18 protein-coding genes and 1 tRNA gene are annotated in these 17,534 nt (G+C 64.3%); 10 read left to right on the top strand and 9 right to left on the bottom strand.

Annotated features, from left to right (window positions below; translation table 11 throughout):
- Nucleotides 1–205: 205 nt before the first annotated feature.
- Nucleotides 206–994 carry an enoyl-CoA hydratase/isomerase family protein gene (locus tag CH283_RS07820; protein WP_094640840.1) on the top strand — a complete coding sequence of 263 codons (789 nt, stop codon included), beginning with the start codon at nucleotides 206–208 and terminating at the stop codon, nucleotides 992–994.
- A gap of 308 nt (nucleotides 995–1,302) precedes the next feature.
- Nucleotides 1,303–2,433: a tyrosine-type recombinase/integrase gene (locus CH283_RS07815; protein WP_255183132.1), complete on the top strand. Its 1,131-nt coding sequence runs from the start codon at nucleotides 1,303–1,305 to the stop codon at nucleotides 2,431–2,433.
- Between the two features lie 164 nt (nucleotides 2,434–2,597).
- Here CH283_RS07815 and CH283_RS07810 read toward each other — a convergent pair.
- Nucleotides 2,598–2,672: transfer RNA gene (locus CH283_RS07810), tRNA-Thr, on the bottom strand.
- Between the two features lie 92 nt (nucleotides 2,673–2,764).
- Between CH283_RS07810 and CH283_RS07805 the strand changes: the two genes are divergently transcribed.
- Nucleotides 2,765–4,228, top strand: coding sequence for a threonine/serine ThrE exporter family protein (locus tag CH283_RS07805; RefSeq protein ID WP_094640838.1), 1,464 nt, complete (start codon nucleotides 2,765–2,767; stop codon nucleotides 4,226–4,228).
- Nucleotides 4,229–4,238: 10 nt separating this feature from the next.
- Here CH283_RS07805 and CH283_RS07800 read toward each other — a convergent pair whose 3' ends face one another.
- Both CH283_RS07800 and CH283_RS07795 read right to left on the bottom strand, forming a co-directional pair.
- Entirely contained in the window at nucleotides 4,239–4,499 is a 261-nt protein-coding gene (locus tag CH283_RS07800) for an MbtH family protein (protein WP_008710007.1), read from the bottom strand.
- 90 nt (nucleotides 4,500–4,589) lie between these two features.
- Nucleotides 4,590–5,399, bottom strand: coding sequence for an alpha/beta fold hydrolase (locus CH283_RS07795; protein ID WP_068055951.1), 810 nt, complete (start codon nucleotides 5,397–5,399; stop codon nucleotides 4,590–4,592).
- 92 nt (nucleotides 5,400–5,491) lie between these two features.
- Here CH283_RS07795 and CH283_RS07790 point away from each other — a divergent pair, with 92 nt between their 5' ends.
- Both CH283_RS07790 and CH283_RS07785 read left to right on the top strand, forming a co-directional pair.
- On the top strand, nucleotides 5,492–6,019 hold the full coding sequence (locus CH283_RS07790) for a general stress protein CsbD (RefSeq protein ID WP_068055948.1): 528 nt from the start codon (nucleotides 5,492–5,494) through the stop codon (nucleotides 6,017–6,019).
- A gap of 30 nt (nucleotides 6,020–6,049) precedes the next feature.
- Entirely contained in the window at nucleotides 6,050–6,703 is a 654-nt protein-coding gene (locus tag CH283_RS07785) for a hypothetical protein (protein ID WP_094640837.1), read from the top strand.
- 134 nt (nucleotides 6,704–6,837) lie between these two features.
- On the opposite strand, the gene CH283_RS07780 is transcribed toward CH283_RS07785, so the two are convergent.
- The 4 genes from CH283_RS07780 to CH283_RS07765 form a co-directional block, all read right to left on the bottom strand.
- A complete protein-coding gene (locus CH283_RS07780) occupies nucleotides 6,838–7,326 on the bottom strand; it encodes an FBP domain-containing protein (RefSeq protein ID WP_094640836.1) in 489 nt (162 codons plus the stop codon).
- A gap of 1 nt (nucleotide 7,327) precedes the next feature.
- Nucleotides 7,328–7,894, bottom strand: coding sequence for a TetR/AcrR family transcriptional regulator (locus tag CH283_RS07775; RefSeq protein ID WP_094640835.1), 567 nt, complete (start codon nucleotides 7,892–7,894; stop codon nucleotides 7,328–7,330).
- Between the two features lie 69 nt (nucleotides 7,895–7,963).
- Entirely contained in the window at nucleotides 7,964–9,712 is a 1,749-nt protein-coding gene (locus tag CH283_RS07770; protein ID WP_094640834.1) for an ABC transporter ATP-binding protein, read from the bottom strand.
- Nucleotides 9,709–11,457 (bottom strand): ABC transporter ATP-binding protein, encoded by a 1,749-nt coding sequence (locus tag CH283_RS07765; protein ID WP_176460198.1) that lies wholly within the window; start codon nucleotides 11,455–11,457, stop codon nucleotides 9,709–9,711. Before CH283_RS07765 ends, CH283_RS07770 begins: the two co-directional genes overlap by 4 nt.
- A 105-nt stretch (nucleotides 11,458–11,562) precedes the next feature.
- Between CH283_RS07765 and CH283_RS07760 the strand changes: the two genes are divergently transcribed.
- The 3 genes from CH283_RS07760 to rsgA all read left to right on the top strand — a co-directional run bounded on the left by CH283_RS07760 (nucleotide 11,563) and on the right by rsgA (nucleotide 14,394).
- Nucleotides 11,563–11,742 (top strand): hypothetical protein, encoded by a 180-nt coding sequence (locus tag CH283_RS07760; protein ID WP_068055931.1) that lies wholly within the window; start codon nucleotides 11,563–11,565, stop codon nucleotides 11,740–11,742.
- A 51-nt stretch (nucleotides 11,743–11,793) separates the two neighbouring features.
- Complete coding sequence (locus CH283_RS07755) at nucleotides 11,794–13,242, top strand: alpha,alpha-trehalose-phosphate synthase (UDP-forming) (RefSeq protein WP_094640833.1); 1,449 nt, start codon at nucleotides 11,794–11,796, stop codon at nucleotides 13,240–13,242.
- A gap of 141 nt (nucleotides 13,243–13,383) precedes the next feature.
- Complete coding sequence (gene rsgA, locus CH283_RS07750; RefSeq protein WP_094640832.1) at nucleotides 13,384–14,394, top strand: ribosome small subunit-dependent GTPase A; 1,011 nt, start codon at nucleotides 13,384–13,386, stop codon at nucleotides 14,392–14,394.
- A 1-nt stretch (nucleotide 14,395) separates the two neighbouring features.
- Here the strand turns inward: rsgA and CH283_RS07745 are convergent, their stop codons facing one another.
- Complete coding sequence (locus CH283_RS07745) at nucleotides 14,396–14,626, bottom strand: hypothetical protein (protein WP_032376217.1); 231 nt, start codon at nucleotides 14,624–14,626, stop codon at nucleotides 14,396–14,398.
- Between the two features lie 159 nt (nucleotides 14,627–14,785).
- Between CH283_RS07745 and CH283_RS07740 the strand changes: the two genes are divergently transcribed.
- Nucleotides 14,786–16,201 carry an MFS transporter gene (locus CH283_RS07740; protein WP_094640876.1) on the top strand — a complete coding sequence of 472 codons (1,416 nt, stop codon included), beginning with the start codon at nucleotides 14,786–14,788 and terminating at the stop codon, nucleotides 16,199–16,201.
- Entirely contained in the window at nucleotides 16,198–16,602 is a 405-nt protein-coding gene (locus CH283_RS07735) for a MarR family winged helix-turn-helix transcriptional regulator (RefSeq protein WP_176460197.1), read from the top strand. Before CH283_RS07740 ends, CH283_RS07735 begins: the two co-directional genes overlap by 4 nt.
- 17 nt (nucleotides 16,603–16,619) lie before the next feature.
- Here the strand turns inward: CH283_RS07735 and CH283_RS07730 are convergent, their stop codons facing one another.
- Nucleotides 16,620–17,366, bottom strand: a complete 747-nt coding sequence (locus tag CH283_RS07730) for an FAD-binding oxidoreductase (protein ID WP_068055909.1) — start codon at nucleotides 17,364–17,366, stop codon at nucleotides 16,620–16,622.
- Nucleotides 17,367–17,534 lie beyond the last annotated feature (168 nt).

Below are 17,534 nucleotides of genomic sequence, written 5' to 3'. Positions count from 1 at the left end.
GCGATCCGGCAAGATCATGCGTCGCCTACTGCGCGACGTGGCCGAGGGCCGCGAACTCGGCGACGTCTCCACCCTCGTCGACCCGAAGGTGTTCGAGGCAATCAAGAAAGGCCGCTAGCAAACACTCTCAGTCGATCGATCGGCACCAGCATCCGCATTGCTTCAACGTAGCTGGTGCAACCTCGGTCTTTGACGCAAGGAAACTATGACCCAATTCGTGAAACTCCAGACGCCAGAGGATCACACCGGAGTCGGAATCATCTGCATCGACCGGCCGCCGCACAATCTGCTCAGCCGACAAGTACAGATGGAGATCGCCGCCGCGGCCGAGGAGACAAACCGACGCTCCGATATAAGCGCCGTAGTGGTGTACGGCGGTCCGAAAACTCTCGCGGCCGGAGCCGACATCAAGGAGCTGCACTCCATGACCTCGGCTGAACTACGCGCGGATGCCCGCCGCCTTCAACGACATCTCGGTGCAATTGCGGACATCGGCAAGCCGACGGTCATGGCAATCACCGGTCTGGCTGTCGGTGCCGGTCTCGAGCTGTGTCTAGGGGCCGACCGACGTATTGCCGCCGCGAACGCGAAGCTCGGGCTCCCCGAAACCAAGTTCGGAATCATGCCGGGAGGCGGGGGCACACAGCGACTTGCTCGCTTGATCGGACCATCGAAGGCCAAGGAACTGATCTTCACCGGCCGGGTGATCGAGGCTACCGAGGCACTCGACTTCGGACTCGTCGACGAAGTTGTCGCGCCCGACGACGTCCTCGGCACTGCACTCGCGTGGGCGAGACAGTTCAGCGGGGCCGCTTCTATGGCAATCTCCCATTCGAAGCGTGCCATTGACCTCGGAATGGAAGTTGACCTCGCTGTGGGGCTGCAGATCGAGGAACGCTTATTCGTAGACATCTTCGACACGAAAGATCGGAAGAACGGTTTTCAGTCCTTCATCGATGACGGCCCAGGACGCGCTCACTACAACGGCGATTGACAATGGCACCGACGGTCAGTCGGAGTCTGAGGACTTGTCTTGAAGAGGCATTCCACAAACAACACGGGACACGTGGCGTGACTGGTCACCAGACTGCGCTCGCCGAACCGGATCCTGCGGGCTCCGGCCCGCTGAAGCCTGAATGGTAGGACTACGGCGGACCGCCAATGACACAAACCACAACACAGACCAACTGGTGGGCATGAACACACAGGACGAAGAGGATGGCTAGGCAGCAACTGCCGCCACAGATCAAGAAGATCTACGTCACCAATCGGTCTACCGGCAGTACAGAGTTGCGGTATCAAATGACCGTCGACGCTGGTGTTGCCGACTCCACCGGCACCAGGGCATCGAAGCGAACACAGTTGCGTCGTCGATTTCATACGGAGAAGGACGCTCGCGCAGCCTTTTCCAAGGTACTCGAGGAAGTCTCGAAGGGAACATTCGTTCCCTCGTCGACTACCACGGTCGAAGAGGCCTGCGCTGAATGGCTTGCCGGACGACGCATACGAGAGTCCACAAAAGCCGCGTATACCCATGCCCTTCAACCGCTGCGCGATACTTACGGCGGGCTAGCGGTGCAGAAGTTGACCAAGGGTCACTTGGACGCTTTAGTGAACGATCTGTTGGCCGGCAGCTCGGTCAAACCCGATGGCCAACTGCGACGTCCGTGGAAGGCCACTTCGATCAATCCGATGCTCAACCTTGTAAGCGCGGTCCTCACCGGGCTGATGCGAGAAGGGCGATTGGTACGAGACGTTGCCGCGCTCGTTGACCGCGCGCCCCGTGTGCACGTCGAGATGCAGACATTCACGGAAGACGAAGTGCAACGCCTCCTGGAGGCATCGACGGCCGACCGGAACGGGCACGCCTGGTTGCTTGCGCTGAGCGGCCTAAGACGCGGTGAACTGTGCGGGCTTCGGTGGAACGATGTCGATCTTCACGCCGGCAGCCTGACAATCAACAACACGCGAGTCTCGGTCAATGGACGCGTCGTAGAGGGTCCGCCGAAGACAGAAAAGTCCAAGCGCACGCTTCCCCTCACGCCAGCCCTCAAATCCGCACTCGAAACTGCACACCGCTTGCAGGGTGTGGAACGAAAGAGTTCGAGCTACGTCGGCCCCGGCACGTACGTCGTGTCCGACGCTGTCGGGCGACCATTTCATCCCGATACGGTCAGCGACTATTGGCGCAGGCTATGCATCGACAGCAAGGTGTCCGACATACGTCTCCACGACGCGCGTCACACGTGCGGGACTCTGCTGCACCTTCAAGGTGTGCCTATTGCCGTGATCTCGGCGTGGCTGGGGCATTCGGACAACGCCTTCACGATGCGCACCTATGTCCACTCCCAGAACCAAGCGCTACTGGGCGCGGCCGATACGTTGCAGTCACTCGTCCGACGTCGTGACGAGCCATCCGATGATGCGAGTTGACCGGCGTTCGTCCGCGACCGTCCACCAAGGAGCAGGCGGACTCACCAGGCGCTGTTCCGGCGAGTTTTGAAGCAGTTGTGACACTCTGTGACACCGAGCTTGCCTAGTCGGCAATGAAACTCATTAGAGATAACACAAAGGGCCAGGTCAGGCCCGATTTTCGGTGGAGCCTCCTAACGGGATTGAACCGTTGACCGCTCGCTTACAAGGCGAGTGCTCTACCGCTGAGCTAAGGAGGCAGTGAAGCGAAGCCAGCATATCCGTTCATCGGACGCTCAGTAACAACAGGTACCTTGTCCGTGGATCACCCCAGCAACGTGTAAAGACGGTCATGACTTTCCTGCAAGACCTGACGGCTTCGCTGAGCCGTCTCACCGGTGAGCGTCGGGCCACCATCGATACGCCGACCGCAGCACCGTCGCCCCTACGTCCGATCGATCTGACCGACGATGCGTCGGTTGCGGAGGTGCTGGACCTCGCGGTTCGCGTCGGCGAAGTGCTGTTGGCCTCGGGCACGGCAGCGATGGATACGGCGACTCAGGTGCAGTACATCGCCGCGACGTACGGCCTCGCGCGATGCGATGTCGATGTCACGTACAACTCGATCACCCTCAGTGCTCACCGGGGCCCGACGCGTCCTCCGGCGTCGACGATGCGCATCGTGCATTACCGCTCGATGGACTTCACGCGGCTGGCCGAGGTCGACCGTCTCATTCGCGCCGTGCGCGTGAAGATGGTGCCGCCGAGCGCGGCGCTCGAGCGACTCGACGAGATCACCAAGGCTCCGCACCCGTACAACCGGTGGATTGCGACGCTGGCGTGGTCGGGCATGGCTGCGGCCATCAGTGTGTTGCTCGGCGGTGGCGCGTTGGTGGCTGTGGTCAGCTTCCTGACGACGATGGTGATCGATCGCATCGGCCGCGTCCTCAACCGTGCGGGCCTGCCGTTCTTCTTCCAGCAGGTTGTCGGCGGCTTCGTGGCGGCGACACCGGCGATCACGCTCTACAACTTCCAGGACCAACTGAACATCAGTATCTCGCCGTCGCAGATCATCGCGGCCGGGGTGATCGTGCTGCTCTCGGGCCTCTCGCTCGTCGGCTCGGTGCAGGACGCGATCACCGGGGCCCCGATCACGGCGGTGTCGAGATTCTTCGAAGTGTTGATGATGACCGGCGGCATCATCGCAGGCGTCGCGACATCTCTGCGGTTGGCCGCGCTGATCGGCAGCGATCTGCCGCAGATCAGCAACCTGGCCCCACCGGACATCCTGCAGGTCCCCACCAAGGTGATCGCCGGCGCAGCAGCGTCGCTGTTCTATGCACTGGCCTGCTACGCCGAGCGTCGTGCGTTGACGGCTGCCTTCATGGGCGGCTTCGCGGGATCGCTGGTGTATCTGCTCTCGCAAACGCTCAACGTGGGGCCGATCATCGCCTCGGCCATCGCTGCCACCGTCGTCGGATTCGCAGGTGGTCTGTTGGCTCGTCGTGCGCTGATTCCACCGTTGATCGTCGCCGTCGCAGGCATCACTCCCCTGCTCCCCGGCCTGGCGCTGTACCGAGGTCTGTACGCGATCCTCAACGACCAGCTACTGCTCGGCATCAGCTCGTTGTTCGCGGCGTTCGGCGTCGGCTGCGGCCTGGCCGCCGGTGTGACTTTGGGTGAGTGGGGTGCCCGCACCCTGCGTCGACCACGCATCATCGCGCGCACGGAAGAACTACTGCGCCCGACGCTTCGCCGCACAGAAGAACCGCGCCGACCGACTGTTCGTCGGCGGCGCGGTACGAGTCCTTCGTAAGAGGCGGAGCTCAGGCCTCTGTGCTGGGGGTTCCCTCAGCGGATGCGCGTGCAGCAGCGTCGGCCTCCATGGCCTCACGCAGGCTGCGCGGACGCATGTCGGTCCAGTTCTTCTCGACGTACTCCAAGCACGCGGCGCGGGTGTCTTCACCGAAGACGACACGCCATCCCTGAGGGACCTCGGAGAACGTCGGCCACAGCGAATGCTGGTCTTCGTCGTTGACCAGCACGAAGAAGCGTCCGTCTTCGTCATCGAACGGGTTGGTACTCATCTCGCCTCACTCGTCGCGAACGTTTGGTTGGTAAGTCTGCACCGTGAGGTGCCACACGACCCTAGCAACGCAGGTCGAGCCGTGGTGCCGTCAGGCCTTCAAGAAGCCGAGCAGTTCCGCATTGACGGCCTCGGGGCGCTCGAGATATCCGTAGTGCCCGGCGTCCGCTATCTCGACGTACCGAGCACCGGGAATGGCGTCGGCCAGTTCCTTGCCCAAGTACGGCGGGATCATCCGATCGTCGGCGAATCCGACCGACAGACACGGCACCGACACGCCGCGGTAGGCCGCAGTTCGATCGAAATCGTCCTCCATGCCCAGCTGAGCGCGCACGCCGGCGGACGGCGAGGAGGCGGAGAACTCGAACAGGTCGAGCCAGTCGCGTGCCCCGCGAGAATCACGCAACGTCGCAGGCGACAGGTTCATCACCGCTGTCACCGCAGCCGAGTAGGTTCCCGGGAGCTCGACGCGCTTGTCGTACAGCGCTCGCTCGCCGTTGGCGAGAGTCTTCTGAAATTCGTCGACTCGGGCGTGGCCGGCGAGGAAGACCGCTTTACGAACCAGATCCGGCCTGCTCAGAGCAAGCTCCTGCGCGACGCGTGAGCCCATCGACGTTCCGACGACGTAGGCCTTCTCGTCACCGTTGCGAACGAGCTCGATCAGGCCGGCGGTATCGGCGACCATGTCCTCCATGGTGATGCCGTGCGTGCTCTCCGACGACGGCGCGATGCCGCGATTGTCGAAAGTGCACACCCGGTATCCCGCTGCTGTGAGAGCGGGCACCTGATGCAGCTCCCACACACGGCCCGGGCTACCGGTGCCCATGATCAGAACTACCAGGTCTCCACTGCCCTTGACCTGGTAGTTCAGGTCGATGCCGTTGATCTTGGCGATAGGCATACGTCTCCTTACTGCTGATTCGTCCGTCGGGGATCGTATCGTCCGACACCGACACGGGGTTACTCGAACAGCCAGTGGGTACCTGGTGTTACATGACTGACGAGAACGTAGCGGGCGAAGCACGCAAGGGATTGCTCGACGGAATCAAGGGCAAGGCCAAAGAGGTCGTGGGCGCGGTGACCGGCAACGACTCGTTGACGGCCGAGGGCCAATTACAGGCTGCTCAGGCTCGTGAACACAAGGAGGCCCAGGCTACGGAGCGGGTCGCCGAAGCGCAGGCCACCGAAGCCGCCGAGGAACTGGCCGACGTTCGCACGTCAGCCGAAAGCCGCCGAGAGGCCGCAGAGGAGAACGCCGCGGTCACCGAGGCGCAGGCAGATCGGGTGCGTGAGACGCAGGTGGTCGCGGCCGAGCAGAACAAGCGCGAGACCATAGCGCAGGAGCGCGCTGCCGCTGAGGTCGACGCGACCGCCGAGCAGATCGAGGCCGAAGAGGACCGGCGCATCGAGCAGGCTGCCGCGGACTCCGACGAAATGGTGGCCGCACAGAAGCACCAGGAGGCGCTTCGTCAGGCCGAGGCCGATCGCAAGAAGGCCGAAGAGCTCCGCAACCAGGCCTGAACCACTACTGCAAAACAGGAGTTTCGTTTCATGAGTGTCCTAGCCATACCGATGACCATTCTTCGCATCCAGTACAAGATCGCTCGAATTCCGTTGCAGCTCATCGAGACCAACGTGGTCGAGAAGATGAATGCGGAATCACCCGTGCGCCTGGTGTACGAGCACACGCTCGGTTCACTGGACCGTGCCGTCGGAAACCTGTTGGGAGACAAGGGACTCGCCGATCGCGGCGAAACCCTGGTCGACAGCACCGAGAACCGTGCCGAAGCAGCGCGCCTCGACGCCGAGGCTCGGGCCAAGAAGGCCGCAGCCAACGACGAACTGAAGGTGGCTCGCGAGACCGCCGAGAAGGATCGCCGCGCAGCCGACGCCGCCGCCCAGGAATCCGCACGTGACGCCCGCCAGGAGGCCGAGCAACGCAAGCGCGAGGCCGCTCAGGATGCCGAGCGTGAAGCCGCCGCCAAGAAGAAGAAGGCCGACGAGCAGGCCGCTGCCACCGCGAAGGCCGCAGAGGATCGCAAGAAGGCGCAGCAGGCTCAGGTCGACAAGCAGGAGAAGCTGGCCGCCGCGCCGTCCGAGGCCGAACTGGCCGAGGCCGCCGAGCGTTCCGACGAGGCCGCCGCCAAGAAGGACGAGGCGGAGCGCATCGAGAAGCTGTTCATCGCAGAGAAGAACAAGGACTGACTTCGGTACTGTCGGCGAATTACCGATCTCCGGCAGGACCTCACACCCTTTTTGCCGACTGCGCGCCCCTACTCGCATCAGAGTATGGGCGCGCAGTCGTCAATTGGGGCGCGCGCTCGCCGCCCACCACTTGATCAATCGAGGACGCGGGCGAGAAACGCAGCAATGTTGTCTTCCACTGCCGCGGTGCGGGTCTCGACATCGAAGTCTTCCTTGAATTGACGGCCCAACGCCGGGGTCTTCTTCTTTCGCGCGTAGAGCGAGCACGCGAGGTCAGAGCAGATGTAGGTACCCACCGTGTTGCCGCGCCTGCCGGATTCGCCTGCTTTCGCGGCAGCCATCAACGAGACGCCACCGTTCGCGTGTGTGGTGAGGCAGATGCTGCACATCTGCGCTGTGCGTGGCCCACCGACTTTGTAGCGCAACGAAATTCCACGCAGGCAATCCCCGGAGGGAACGACGATGTAGCTCCTCCCGGCAAGCTTGGGGTCGACCCAACCGAAGAAGTCGAGATCGCTCCACGGCACCGCGTCGAACATCTCGGGAAGGGAGAGCCTTCCGGCGTCCCCCTTGGACGAGTTGACGAACGACGACCTGATGTCGCGCTCGGAGATCGGTTCCATGTCACTGCCTCCAGTGCTGTAAGAGTGTGTCGATTCCGTCGAGGATGCGGGCCCAGGACTGCTGCGAATCGGGCGCACTGTGACCGAACGAGCCCGACGCATCGAGGCTGGCATAGCCGTGAAACACGCTGCCGAGCAATCGAACTGCGTGTACCTGATCCTCTTCGCCGAGGTCGTACCCCCGGAGGATCGCTTTCATCATTGCCGAGTGACGCACTCCCGCACTTGCAAGAGCAGTCTCGTGATCGAGTGGAAACTGCGTCGCCGCATAGCGACCGGGGTGCTCCCGCGAATAACCGAGATACGCGTTGGCGACGGCCACCAATGCGTCCTTGCCCGCTCGGCCTGCCAGCGCCTCGGACACCCGATCGGCCAGTTCCTCCAACGCCAGCAGCGCTATCCCGACGTTCAACTCGTGCGCGTTCTTCAGGTGCGAATACAGGCTCGCCACCTTGACATCGAAGCGTCTGGCCAGCTCACTGGCGGTGACGCGATCGAAGCCGACCTCATCGGCCAGATCCGCTCCTGCCGCCACGATGCGCTGCGCGGTCAATCCTGCGCGTGCCATACCGGCCTCCTCGTTCTTTCGAGGACACCGTAACCAAACCTAATAGCTTTAGGCAAATTGCTAAATCAATCAGCGACCCTGCCACGCCTCCCACAGCTGTGCGTATCGTCCACCGGCCGCGACCAGCTCCTCGTGCGGACCCTGTTCCAGAATTCTGCCGTGTTCGAGGACCACCACGCGGTCGGCGGCAGCGGCCTGAGTCAGCCGATGCGCGACGATCAACGTGCTGCGCCCCCTCGTCGCTGCCTCGGCCGCAGCTTCGAGATCTCGCGCACCGGAACTGCCCGCCTCCGCGGTGGCCTCGTCCAACACCGCGACGGCCGGGTCGGCGAGAACCAGTCGCGCCAAGGCCAATTGCTGCGACTGAGCCGCGGTCAACTGGTGTCCGCCCTCGCCGACGGCGGTATCGAGGCCGTTCTCGAGCGCCTCGACCCACGACCAGGCACCGACGGTGCGTAGTGCGGCTTCGACGTCGTCACGACCGGCATCCGGGGCGGCAAGCAACACGTCGTCGATCAATCGGCCGGCGAACACGTGCACTTCCTGGCTGACTATCGCGACGTGTCGCCGCAGGCCCTCACTGCCCAGCGCATCCAGTGATGCGCCGCCGACACGAACTGTCCCCGATGTCGACGCCATCGAGCCGGCCGCAATCGCTGCAATCGTGGATTTGCCTGCGCCGGTGGATCCGACGAGTGCGACGGTCTCGCCTGCGTCGACCCGCAGGTTCACTCCGTGCAGAACCTCGTGGCCGGACTCGTACTCGTGCCGCAGATCGGTGACGTCCAAGGCGGCGTCGGACGGCACGGAACCGTCGCCGACGGGTCGCTCGTCGGGGATGTCGATGACGCCGACGAGCCGGGCCAACGAGGCTCCCGCGGACTGGATGTCGTCGAACGTGAACAGCAGGGTGCCGATCGGATTGAACAGTCGGTGGAACAGCAGCGCCGCAGCGGTCGTCTCACCGACGGTGACGTGATCGCCTCGCACCAGCAAGAATCCGGCCAACAGGATCACCGAGAGTCCGACGCATTCGGCGCGATTGCTTCGAGATCCGAATCGGGTGAACAAGCGGAACACATCGACACCGATGTCGCGGGCCTTCGCCGACGCCCGATCGATCTCTTTCAGATGCGCCGACTCGAGCCCGTACGCACGAACGGTTTTCGCGCCCTGCATGCTGCTGACGAACGACTGCGCTCGCTCGCCCATCGCCACGCGTTCGGCCGCGTACTTCGGTGCCGAGCGGGGCAGATACCAGCGCAGCGCGAGGACGTACATCGGCAGCGCGACGAGCCCCGCCAGGCCCAGCCGCGAGTCGATGCCGAGCATCGTGATCATGCTCAGGCACACGAGCAGGAACGCGCCGACGAGCTGCGGGATCACCTCACCGATCGACTTGGCCATCACCGCGACGTCGTCGCCCACCCGGGAGAGCAAGTCGCCCTTGCCCACTCGCTCGAGCGTGGCCACCGGCAGATGCAGCGCGCGGCGCACGACGGCCTCGCGCAGCGACGCCAGGATGCCCTCACCCAACGTGCTGATGAGGTAGCCGCTGAAACCGGTGACGATGCCGCCGATCACCGCGGCCACCGAGATCACGACGACGACCCCGATGATCGTCGACGAGTCGGCCCCGTCGCGGACGCGGTCGACCAGGACCCCGAAGACGTAGACCGGCACCAGCGACATCGCCGCCGCAAGTGCGCCGAGGAGCAGCGTGACCGCCGTACGCACCCGTCGTAGTTTCAGCTGTTCCAGCAACCAGCGACCGGATCGGGCTCCGGTGGCGATCGGAAGAAGTTCGGGGGTGGTCATCGCAGCACCGCGTCCTTGTACTGCGTGTCCGAGGACGCGAGATCGTGGTGCGTTCCCTCGGCGACGACGCGGCCGTCGTCGACGACGAGAACGCGATGGGTCACCGACAGCAGCGCAGGGCTGGTGGTGATGAGGATCGTTGTCTGCGAGGTTCTTTCGGTGTGCCGGAGCTCGGCGATGCCGCGGGCGATGGCGTGCTCGGTGACGGCGTCGACGGCGGTAGTGGGGTCGTGCAGTACCAGGACCGGGGCGTCGACCGACAGCGCTCGCGCCAACGCCACTCGCTGGCGTTGGCCGCCGGACAGGCTGGCTCCGCGGTCGGTGACGGCGTGATCGAGACCGGCCTCGTGCAATTCGACGACGTCGGTGGCCGCGGATGCCTGGAGCACTCGGTCGAGTTCGGCGTCGGGCCGCTCCCGCCCGGCGGTGACGTTGCTGCGGACGGTTCCGGCGAACAGGTCGGTGAGGTGCGGCTCGACGAGAACGGTCTCGCGGGCGCGTCGAAGATCGATCTTCCCCGCCGGAATGCCGCCGACGCGAACAGTTCCGGTGTAGTCGGCGTCGGAGATCTGCCCGGACAGCAGCGCGGCGAGCGCCTCCCCGTCCTGCGGTCGGTAGGCGACCACGCCGAGCATCTCGCCCGGTTCTGCCCGGAAGGTGAGGCCGTCGAGCGATCGGAATCGAACGCCGTCGATGTCGAGATCGGTCCCCGCGGGCACCGCGGATTCAGACTGCGGCAGAACGTGTTCCGCACCGAGCACCAGGGCGAGTCGGTCGGCCGATCCGCGCACCATCGCCACGACGCCGGGGATTCTCGCCAACCCGGTCAGGGGTTCGATGACGAACTGGGCAAGGCCGATGACGGTGATCAACTCACCGACCGAAATTCGGCCCTGCAGCGCGAACCAGCCGGCGGTACCGGCGATCCCGACGGCCAGCAACGCGTTGACCGTTGCCGAGAAGCCCTGATAGACGTTGTTCGCGCGAGCCAGCTTCAGAGTCGCCGCCAATGCCGTTCGGCTCGACGTCACGAATCGCTCGGTCGCGGCGTTCTCGGCACCGATGCCACGCAGCGGCCGGACACCGCTGACCAGATCGGTGGCCATACCCGACACACCGGCGATCCGGGCCTGCTGGGCGGTGGCTGCGCGGGTGAGCAGTGGAGCGAGGCGCTGCAGCGCGATCAAGATGACCGGGGTCCCGATCACGACGGCAAGGCCCAGGGGAACATCGATGATCAACAACGCCACAGCCGATGCGACGACCGCCACGGCCGACGCGAAGACCCGCGCGATCAGATCGAGGATCCAGGACTCCTTCTCGGCGTCGGACGTCGAGACCGTCAGCAACTCCCCCGCCGACAGCTCGGTACGTACACCCCGCGGATCGAGGACACGACCGGCGACCTCCACGCGCACCAGATGCGCCTCCCGCTCGATGGCGACGACGATGATGCGGGCACCGATCCGCCACGCATACGACAGGGTGACGAACAAGGCCGCCAGACCGACCAGCGAGACGATCATCGCCGTCACATCACCGGTGTCGATGGCCCGCGAGACGATGAGTCCGATCGCCACCGGGACCATCGTTTCGCACAGTTGATGCACTCCGAACAGCAGCGACGACACGATCAGTCGGGCGCGATGCCGTCGAACGGTGCGTCGCAGAATCGCGGAGCCGGTGGCCGGAGAAGGCTCCTCCACCACTGTCCGAGCATGGCGGAGCGGCACAGAATCGGTCATTTGCTGCAGCCTATGGCATCGGGAAGTGGCGATGGGACGCCACATTTACATAGAGTCGGGACCAACGAACACCGTGTAAGCCCAGCAGAGAGTACGGAGAACACCATGCCTGCCAAGACTTCGACCGACAACGACATCGCCGACGAAGACATCGTCCCACTCGAGTACGAGACGGCCAGCCAGGCTCAGCGCGTCGTCGCGGCCTACGCGACCGATGCCGACGAATGCCGCATGTTGCTGTCGATGTTGGGTATAGATCCTGTTGTGAAGGGCGAAAGCGAGTAGCACCTTCGCAGGACTGGCTCCCCCAGAGATCTACAAGCGGATTGGACAGTTGTGGCTGACGCCTCGCAGGGTTCGGATTTTGTCGTCGTAGCCAACCGGTTGCCGGTCGATCTGGAAAAGCTTCCGGACGGAAGCACCCGATGGAAGCGAAGCCCCGGCGGGTTGGTCACCGCTCTCGAACCGATCCTGCGCGCCAACAAGGGTGCCTGGGTGGGTTGGGTCGGTGTCTCGGACATCGACGTCGAGCCGTTCGTCGAGGACGGCCTGCAACTGCGTCCGGTCACGATCAGCGAGAAGGAATACACCCAGTACTACGAGGGCTTCTCCAACGCGACGCTGTGGCCGCTCTATCACGACGTCATCGTCAAGCCGGAGTACGACCGCGACTGGTGGAACGCCTACGTCGAAGTCAACCGCCGCTTCGCCGAGAAGACCTCCGAGGCTGCAGCACAGGGCGCGACGGTGTGGATCCAGGACTACCAGCTCCAGCTCGTTCCGAAGATGCTGCGGATGCTACGCCCCGACCTGACTATCGGGTTCTTCCTGCACATCCCGTTCCCGCCGATCGAGCTGTTCATGCAGATGCCGTGGCGCACCGAGATCGTCGAAGGGCTGCTCGGTGCCGACCTCATCGGTTTCCATCTGTCCGGCGGCGCGCAGAACTTCCTCTACCTTGCCCGACGCCTCGCCGGGGGAACCACGTCCCGCGGAACCGTCGGAGTGCGGTCCAAGCTGGGCGTCGTGCAGGTCGGCTTCCGAACCGTGCGAGTCGGCGCGTTCCCGATCTCCATCGATTCCGGTGACCTCGACACCAAGTCTCGCTCCAAGGCCGTCCGTGATCGCGCGAAGCAACTGCGCAAGGATCTGGGCAACCCGAAGCGCATCATGCTCGGCGTCGATCGACTCGATTACACCAAGGGAATCGACGTTCGGCTCAACGCGTTCCGCGAATTGCTCGAAGAGGGCCGCGTCGATCCCGCCGAGAACGTCATCGTGCAGTTGGCGACACCCAGCCGGGAACGCGTTGAGAGCTACGTCGCCATGCGCGGCGAAATCGAGCAGCAAGTGGGCCGGATCAACGGCGAGTACGGCCAGGTGGGTCATCCCGTGGTGCACTATCTGCACCGGCCGATCCCCCGCGACGATCTGCTGGCCTACTTCGTCGCTGCCGACGTCATGCTGGTCACTCCGCTGCGTGACGGCATGAACCTCGTCGCCAAGGAGTACGTGGCCTGCCGCAGCGACCTCGGTGGCGCTCTGGTGCTCAGCGAATTCACCGGTGCCGCAGCAGAACTACGCCAGGCGTACCTGTGCAACCCACACGACCTGGACAGCGTGAAGGACGCCATCATCGGCGCACTGGAGCAGGAACCCGAGGCAGGCAAACGCCACATGCGTGCCATGCGCAGGCAGGTGCTCGCGCACGACGTCGATCGCTGGGCCCGCTCCTTCCTGACCGCACTCGCAGCGCCGGCGGAGGGCACCAACCTCAGCCGATAAATTGCTTTCCCGACACCGTCGACGGCTGCTACTTTGCCGTCGACGGTTTTTTCGTGCATCGAGACAGTGAGGAGGTGGCATCGTGGCCACCCGGACATCGACGGACCCGAGCCCCCGTTCCTCCTCCCCCAAGGACCTCGCATGTCTCCACTCGACCACTACGGCCTCGATCAGCACTGGCTGACCGAATTCGAAAAGCTCTCCCAGAAAACAACTCTCGCCCGCGTCGTTCGCGTCGACCGAGGTGAATTCGACGCCGTCACCGACAGCGGCATCGTCCGCTGCACCGGCACCGGTATCTGCACCGGAGATTGGGTGACACTGGACTCGTTCAGGCTCACCGCTACCCTCCCTCGCCGCACGGCCATCGAACGCGCCTCCGCCGGATCCACCTCCGACACACAGGTTCTCGGAGCCAACGTCGACACCGTCGTCGTCACGGTGGCGTCGGACACCGCCCTCGACCTCGGTCGCGTCGAGCGCTACATCACCCTCGCCTGGGGCAGCGGCGCTGTTCCCATCGTCGCGATCACCAAGACCGACAGCGGAAGCGTCGCCGAAGAGCTACTGCTGGCCGCCGCGCCGGGCGTCACCGTGTGCAGCACCAGTGCGGTGTCGGACGGCGGAATCGACTCGTTGGCAGCATATCTGCGCGGCACGGTCGCCCTGATCGGGCCGTCGGGATCCGGAAAGTCGACACTCGGCAACGCCCTGTTGGGCGGTTCGGTTCTCGCCACCGGTGCCACCCGGTCGACCGACGGCAAAGGCAGGCACACGACGGTGCACCGGGAATTGGTGCCGATCCCTTCCTCGAGCCTGGTGCTGCTGGACACCCCGGGTTTGCGTTCCGTGGGCGTACAGGGATCGGAAGACGCTGTGGCGAGCGCCTTTTCCGACGTCGAAGAGCTGGCCGCGTCGTGTCGGTTCGGTGACTGCGCGCACGAACACGAACCCGGCTGTGCGGTGCTCGCCGCTGTCGATGCGGGTCAGCTCACCGACAGAAGGTTGGGCAACTACCGAAAACTGTTGCGGGAGAATGCCTGGTCGACCTCGAGGCACGACGCTCGAGCGCGCAGCGAGAAGCTGCGCGAGTACAAGCAGGTCTCGAAGTCGCTACGCCAGAAATACGCCGTCGACGGCAAGAGGAGGTAGGTCAGCTCTCGTCGAACAGTGAGGGACTGTCGGTCTCCGCCTCGGCCTGCCGTGCCGAACCTTCACTGCTCGACGCCTTCCGCACCACCTCGACCGTGGTGGTGCGTACCGACAACCGATGGCCGTCGTGATGCTCGAGCAACGCCAGACCCTGACGGATCTCGAGCACCTTCCACGGGCCTGCGTGACCGGACGCCTGAACCAGGTCGCCTGGTGCGATCTCGGAAGCCACTGTTGTTCTCCATTCACCGAGCAAGCAATTCGGAATCGAGCAAGTCTGTGACACACACCCTATCGGGCGCGCCCTGCCCGCATCTCACTTGCTCGTCGAACAATTTAGGAGTACTCATGTAATAGTTATAGAAGTACAAGCATTATCGCGGAGGTGAACGTGGCCGAGTTGACTCGACGACACCGGTATCTCGTGCTCGGCATCTGCTGCTTGAGTCTGTTTCTCGTCAGCACCGACAACACGATCGTCAACGTCGCGCTGCCGTCGATGCGCGCAGATCTGAATGCATCGGTATCGGGTCTGCAGTGGATCATCGACGCATACACGCTGGTCGTGGCATCACTGCTGATGCTCGGCGGCTCGATGGCCGACAAGTACGGCCGCAAGCGCTTCTTTCTGATCGGCACCGGAACGTTCGTCCTCGGCTCCCTGCTGTGCAGCGTCGCACCGTCGCTCGGTTGGCTCATCGCCTTCCGCATGCTGCAGGCCGTCGGCGGCTCGATGATGAATCCTGTCGCGATGTCGATCATCACCAACACCTTCACCGATCCGAAAGAACGTGCCGGAGCCATCGGAATGTGGGGTGCCGTCGTCGGAATCTCGATGTCGGCGGGCCCGGCGCTGGGCGGCATCCTCGTCACCGGTGCCGGCTGGCAGTCCATCTTCTGGATCAACGTCCCCGTCGGGATCTTCGCTCTGGCGATGACACTGAAATTCGTCCCGGAATCGAAGGCCGACCACTCACGCAAGTTCGATCCGGCCGGCCAGTTCCTCATCTTCGCGTTCCTCGTGTCCCTGGTGTTCACCATCATCGAAGGTCCCGCGAAGGGGTGGGGATCGCCGCTGATCGTGTTCACCGGTGGCGTCGCCGTCGGCTCTCTCGTCGGGCTGCTGGTGGTCGAGTCGCGAGTCGAGGAACCGCTCATCCAACTGAAGTTCTTCCGGAGCGCGCCGTTCAGCGGAGCGACGGTGATCGCGGTGTGCGCGTTCGCGTCCCTCGGCGGGTTCCTGTTCCTCAATACCCTCTACCTGCAGGACGTGCGCGGATACTCACCACTGCACGCCGGTCTGTACACGCTGCCGATGGCGTTGATGACGCTGATCTTCGCGCCGATCTCCGGTCGTATCGTCGGCACCCTGGGAGCGCGCATTCCACTGCTCGTCGCGGGAATCGGCTTCGTCGCCTCGGCGCTGATGCTCACCCGCCTGACTCCGACGACGTCGTTCGCGTGGCTTGCGGTGGCGTACGTGATTTTCGGAATATCCTTCGGCATGGTCAACGCCCCGATCACCAACACCGCGGTGTCCGGAATGCCGCGCAGTCAGGCCGGAGTGGCATCCGCCATCGCGTCGACGAGCAGGCAGGTGGGTCAATCGCTCGGCGTGGCCGTCGTCGGATCCATCGTCACGGCGAGCATCGTCGGCGAGATCTCCGACGGCTTCACCGCCGCAGCAATTCCGGCATGGTTCGTCATCGCGGGCGCGGGCGTGGTCGTCACCGTGCTCGCAGTGGTCACCACCGGCAGGTGGGCCCGCTCGACCGCCGACCGAATCGACCAACCGGTGCTCGTATGAACGACTCGGAGGCAGCCCTCGTCTGGCGCGAGATGCGCGCGTTGATGCTCGAGAAGCACGACACCCGCCGAGCCGTCGCCGACGCCACCGGGATGAGCTTCCTGCGAGCCAAGCTGCTCACCAAGTTGCTCACGGGCGATCGGACGGTGACCGAGTTGGCCGAGATTCTTGCGTCCGATGCGCCGTACATATCCCTCAACGTTCGCGAGCTGGAGAAACGCGACTTGGTGATGCGCACCGAGGATCCCGACGATCGCCGACGCCGCATCATCGGACTCACCGATGCCGGACGCCGGCTCGCCGCGAAGGCCCGAGCGATCGCCGACGCCCCGCCGCCGGAATTCACGACGGTATCCGCCGAAGACCTGGCGCATCTACGACGGATTCTGCAGCTGCCCTGATTGCTGGGCTTCCCGCTTCAGCGGCGGATGGCGTCGAGTGGTGTGCCGATCTCGACGAGCGCGCGCACGGTCGCCGCTTCCATTCCCGGCGAGCCACAGACCAGAATCTGGCGGTCCGGGAACGGCCCCTGCGTGGCGACGACGTCGGCCACACTGCCCTCCCAACAATGCTCGGGCTCGAAAAACTTTGCGCTGGAACCGATCTCGGCATGAATGCGGTCGTTCCATCGATCCGACGCCCACGGCTCGTGCAGTTGGTCGACGACGGGTACCACCGTCAACCACCGCAACTCCGCCGCCATCAACCACAGCATGTCGCCGGCATACAGATCACGTGGCGACTTGCCGCCGACGAACAGCGTCACGTTCGGTGGCTGTGGGCGGCGCGTGAGGTCGAGCAGAATTGCACGCAACGGAGCGAGGCCGGTACCGCCCGCGATCATCACGACGTCGCGCCCCGAATCGTCGACATGCAGACTGCCCTGCGGATCGCTGATCTGCCACACATGACCGGGCCGCGTCTCGTTGACGATCGAACCGCTCACCCAACCGGCCGGAACGGCTCGAACATGGAATTCCAGCTTCCCGTCTCGCGAAGGCGGCAGCGCCGGTGAGTATCGCCGCGTCAGAGCAGCGTTCTGGGGAACCGTGACCGACACCGACTGGCCTGCCTGAAACGGCACAGCATCGCCTTCGAGTCTGATCACCGCAAGATCGTTCCGAAGGCGATGATACTGAACAACCGTCGAACTCCACGCCTGCATGTGAACCAGGATAGGGGCCGACGCGAAATACCTCGCACACACGCGCGGGGGTCGATGCCGTCGCCCCGGTCGAGGCCGGTCGAGGTGCGGGAGGTTCGCCGCCGACGCCGGTGGGAGGCCGGTCGACGCCGGGCGCCCCCGGTAGACGCCGCAAAAGCGCCCCCGGTC

The organism is Rhodococcus sp. 05-2254-2 (assembly GCF_002259095.1).
Lineage (GTDB): Bacteria > Actinomycetota > Actinomycetes > Mycobacteriales > Mycobacteriaceae > Rhodococcoides.
Note: the sequence above shows the minus strand (reverse complement) of the source record. Positions and strands in the feature narration are given on the sequence as shown.

Excerpts from the sequence above, each read along its gene's own strand:
- CH283_RS07820 (WP_094640840.1), top strand. The coding sequence starts at position 206 with ATGACCCAATTCGTGAAACTCCAGACGCCAGAGGATCACACCGGAGTC.
- CH283_RS07815 (WP_255183132.1), top strand. The coding sequence starts at position 1,303 with ATGACCGTCGACGCTGGTGTTGCCGACTCCACCGGCACCAGGGCATCG.
- CH283_RS07805 (WP_094640838.1), top strand. The coding sequence starts at position 2,765 with ATGACTTTCCTGCAAGACCTGACGGCTTCGCTGAGCCGTCTCACCGGT.
- CH283_RS07800 (WP_008710007.1), bottom strand. The coding sequence starts at position 4,499 with ATGAGTACCAACCCGTTCGATGACGAAGACGGACGCTTCTTCGTGCTG.
- CH283_RS07795 (WP_068055951.1), bottom strand. The coding sequence starts at position 5,399 with ATGCCTATCGCCAAGATCAACGGCATCGACCTGAACTACCAGGTCAAG.
- CH283_RS07790 (WP_068055948.1), top strand. The coding sequence starts at position 5,492 with ATGACTGACGAGAACGTAGCGGGCGAAGCACGCAAGGGATTGCTCGAC.
- CH283_RS07785 (WP_094640837.1), top strand. The coding sequence starts at position 6,050 with ATGAGTGTCCTAGCCATACCGATGACCATTCTTCGCATCCAGTACAAG.
- CH283_RS07780 (WP_094640836.1), bottom strand. The coding sequence starts at position 7,326 with ATGGAACCGATCTCCGAGCGCGACATCAGGTCGTCGTTCGTCAACTCG.
- CH283_RS07775 (WP_094640835.1), bottom strand. The coding sequence starts at position 7,894 with ATGGCACGCGCAGGATTGACCGCGCAGCGCATCGTGGCGGCAGGAGCG.
- CH283_RS07770 (WP_094640834.1), bottom strand. The coding sequence starts at position 9,712 with ATGACCACCCCCGAACTTCTTCCGATCGCCACCGGAGCCCGATCCGGT.
- CH283_RS07765 (WP_176460198.1), bottom strand. The coding sequence starts at position 11,457 with ATGACCGATTCTGTGCCGCTCCGCCATGCTCGGACAGTGGTGGAGGAG.
- CH283_RS07760 (WP_068055931.1), top strand. The coding sequence starts at position 11,563 with ATGCCTGCCAAGACTTCGACCGACAACGACATCGCCGACGAAGACATC.
- rsgA (WP_094640832.1), top strand. The coding sequence starts at position 13,384 with ATGTCTCCACTCGACCACTACGGCCTCGATCAGCACTGGCTGACCGAA.
- CH283_RS07735 (WP_176460197.1), top strand. The coding sequence starts at position 16,198 with ATGAACGACTCGGAGGCAGCCCTCGTCTGGCGCGAGATGCGCGCGTTG.
- CH283_RS07730 (WP_068055909.1), bottom strand. The coding sequence starts at position 17,366 with ATGCAGGCGTGGAGTTCGACGGTTGTTCAGTATCATCGCCTTCGGAAC.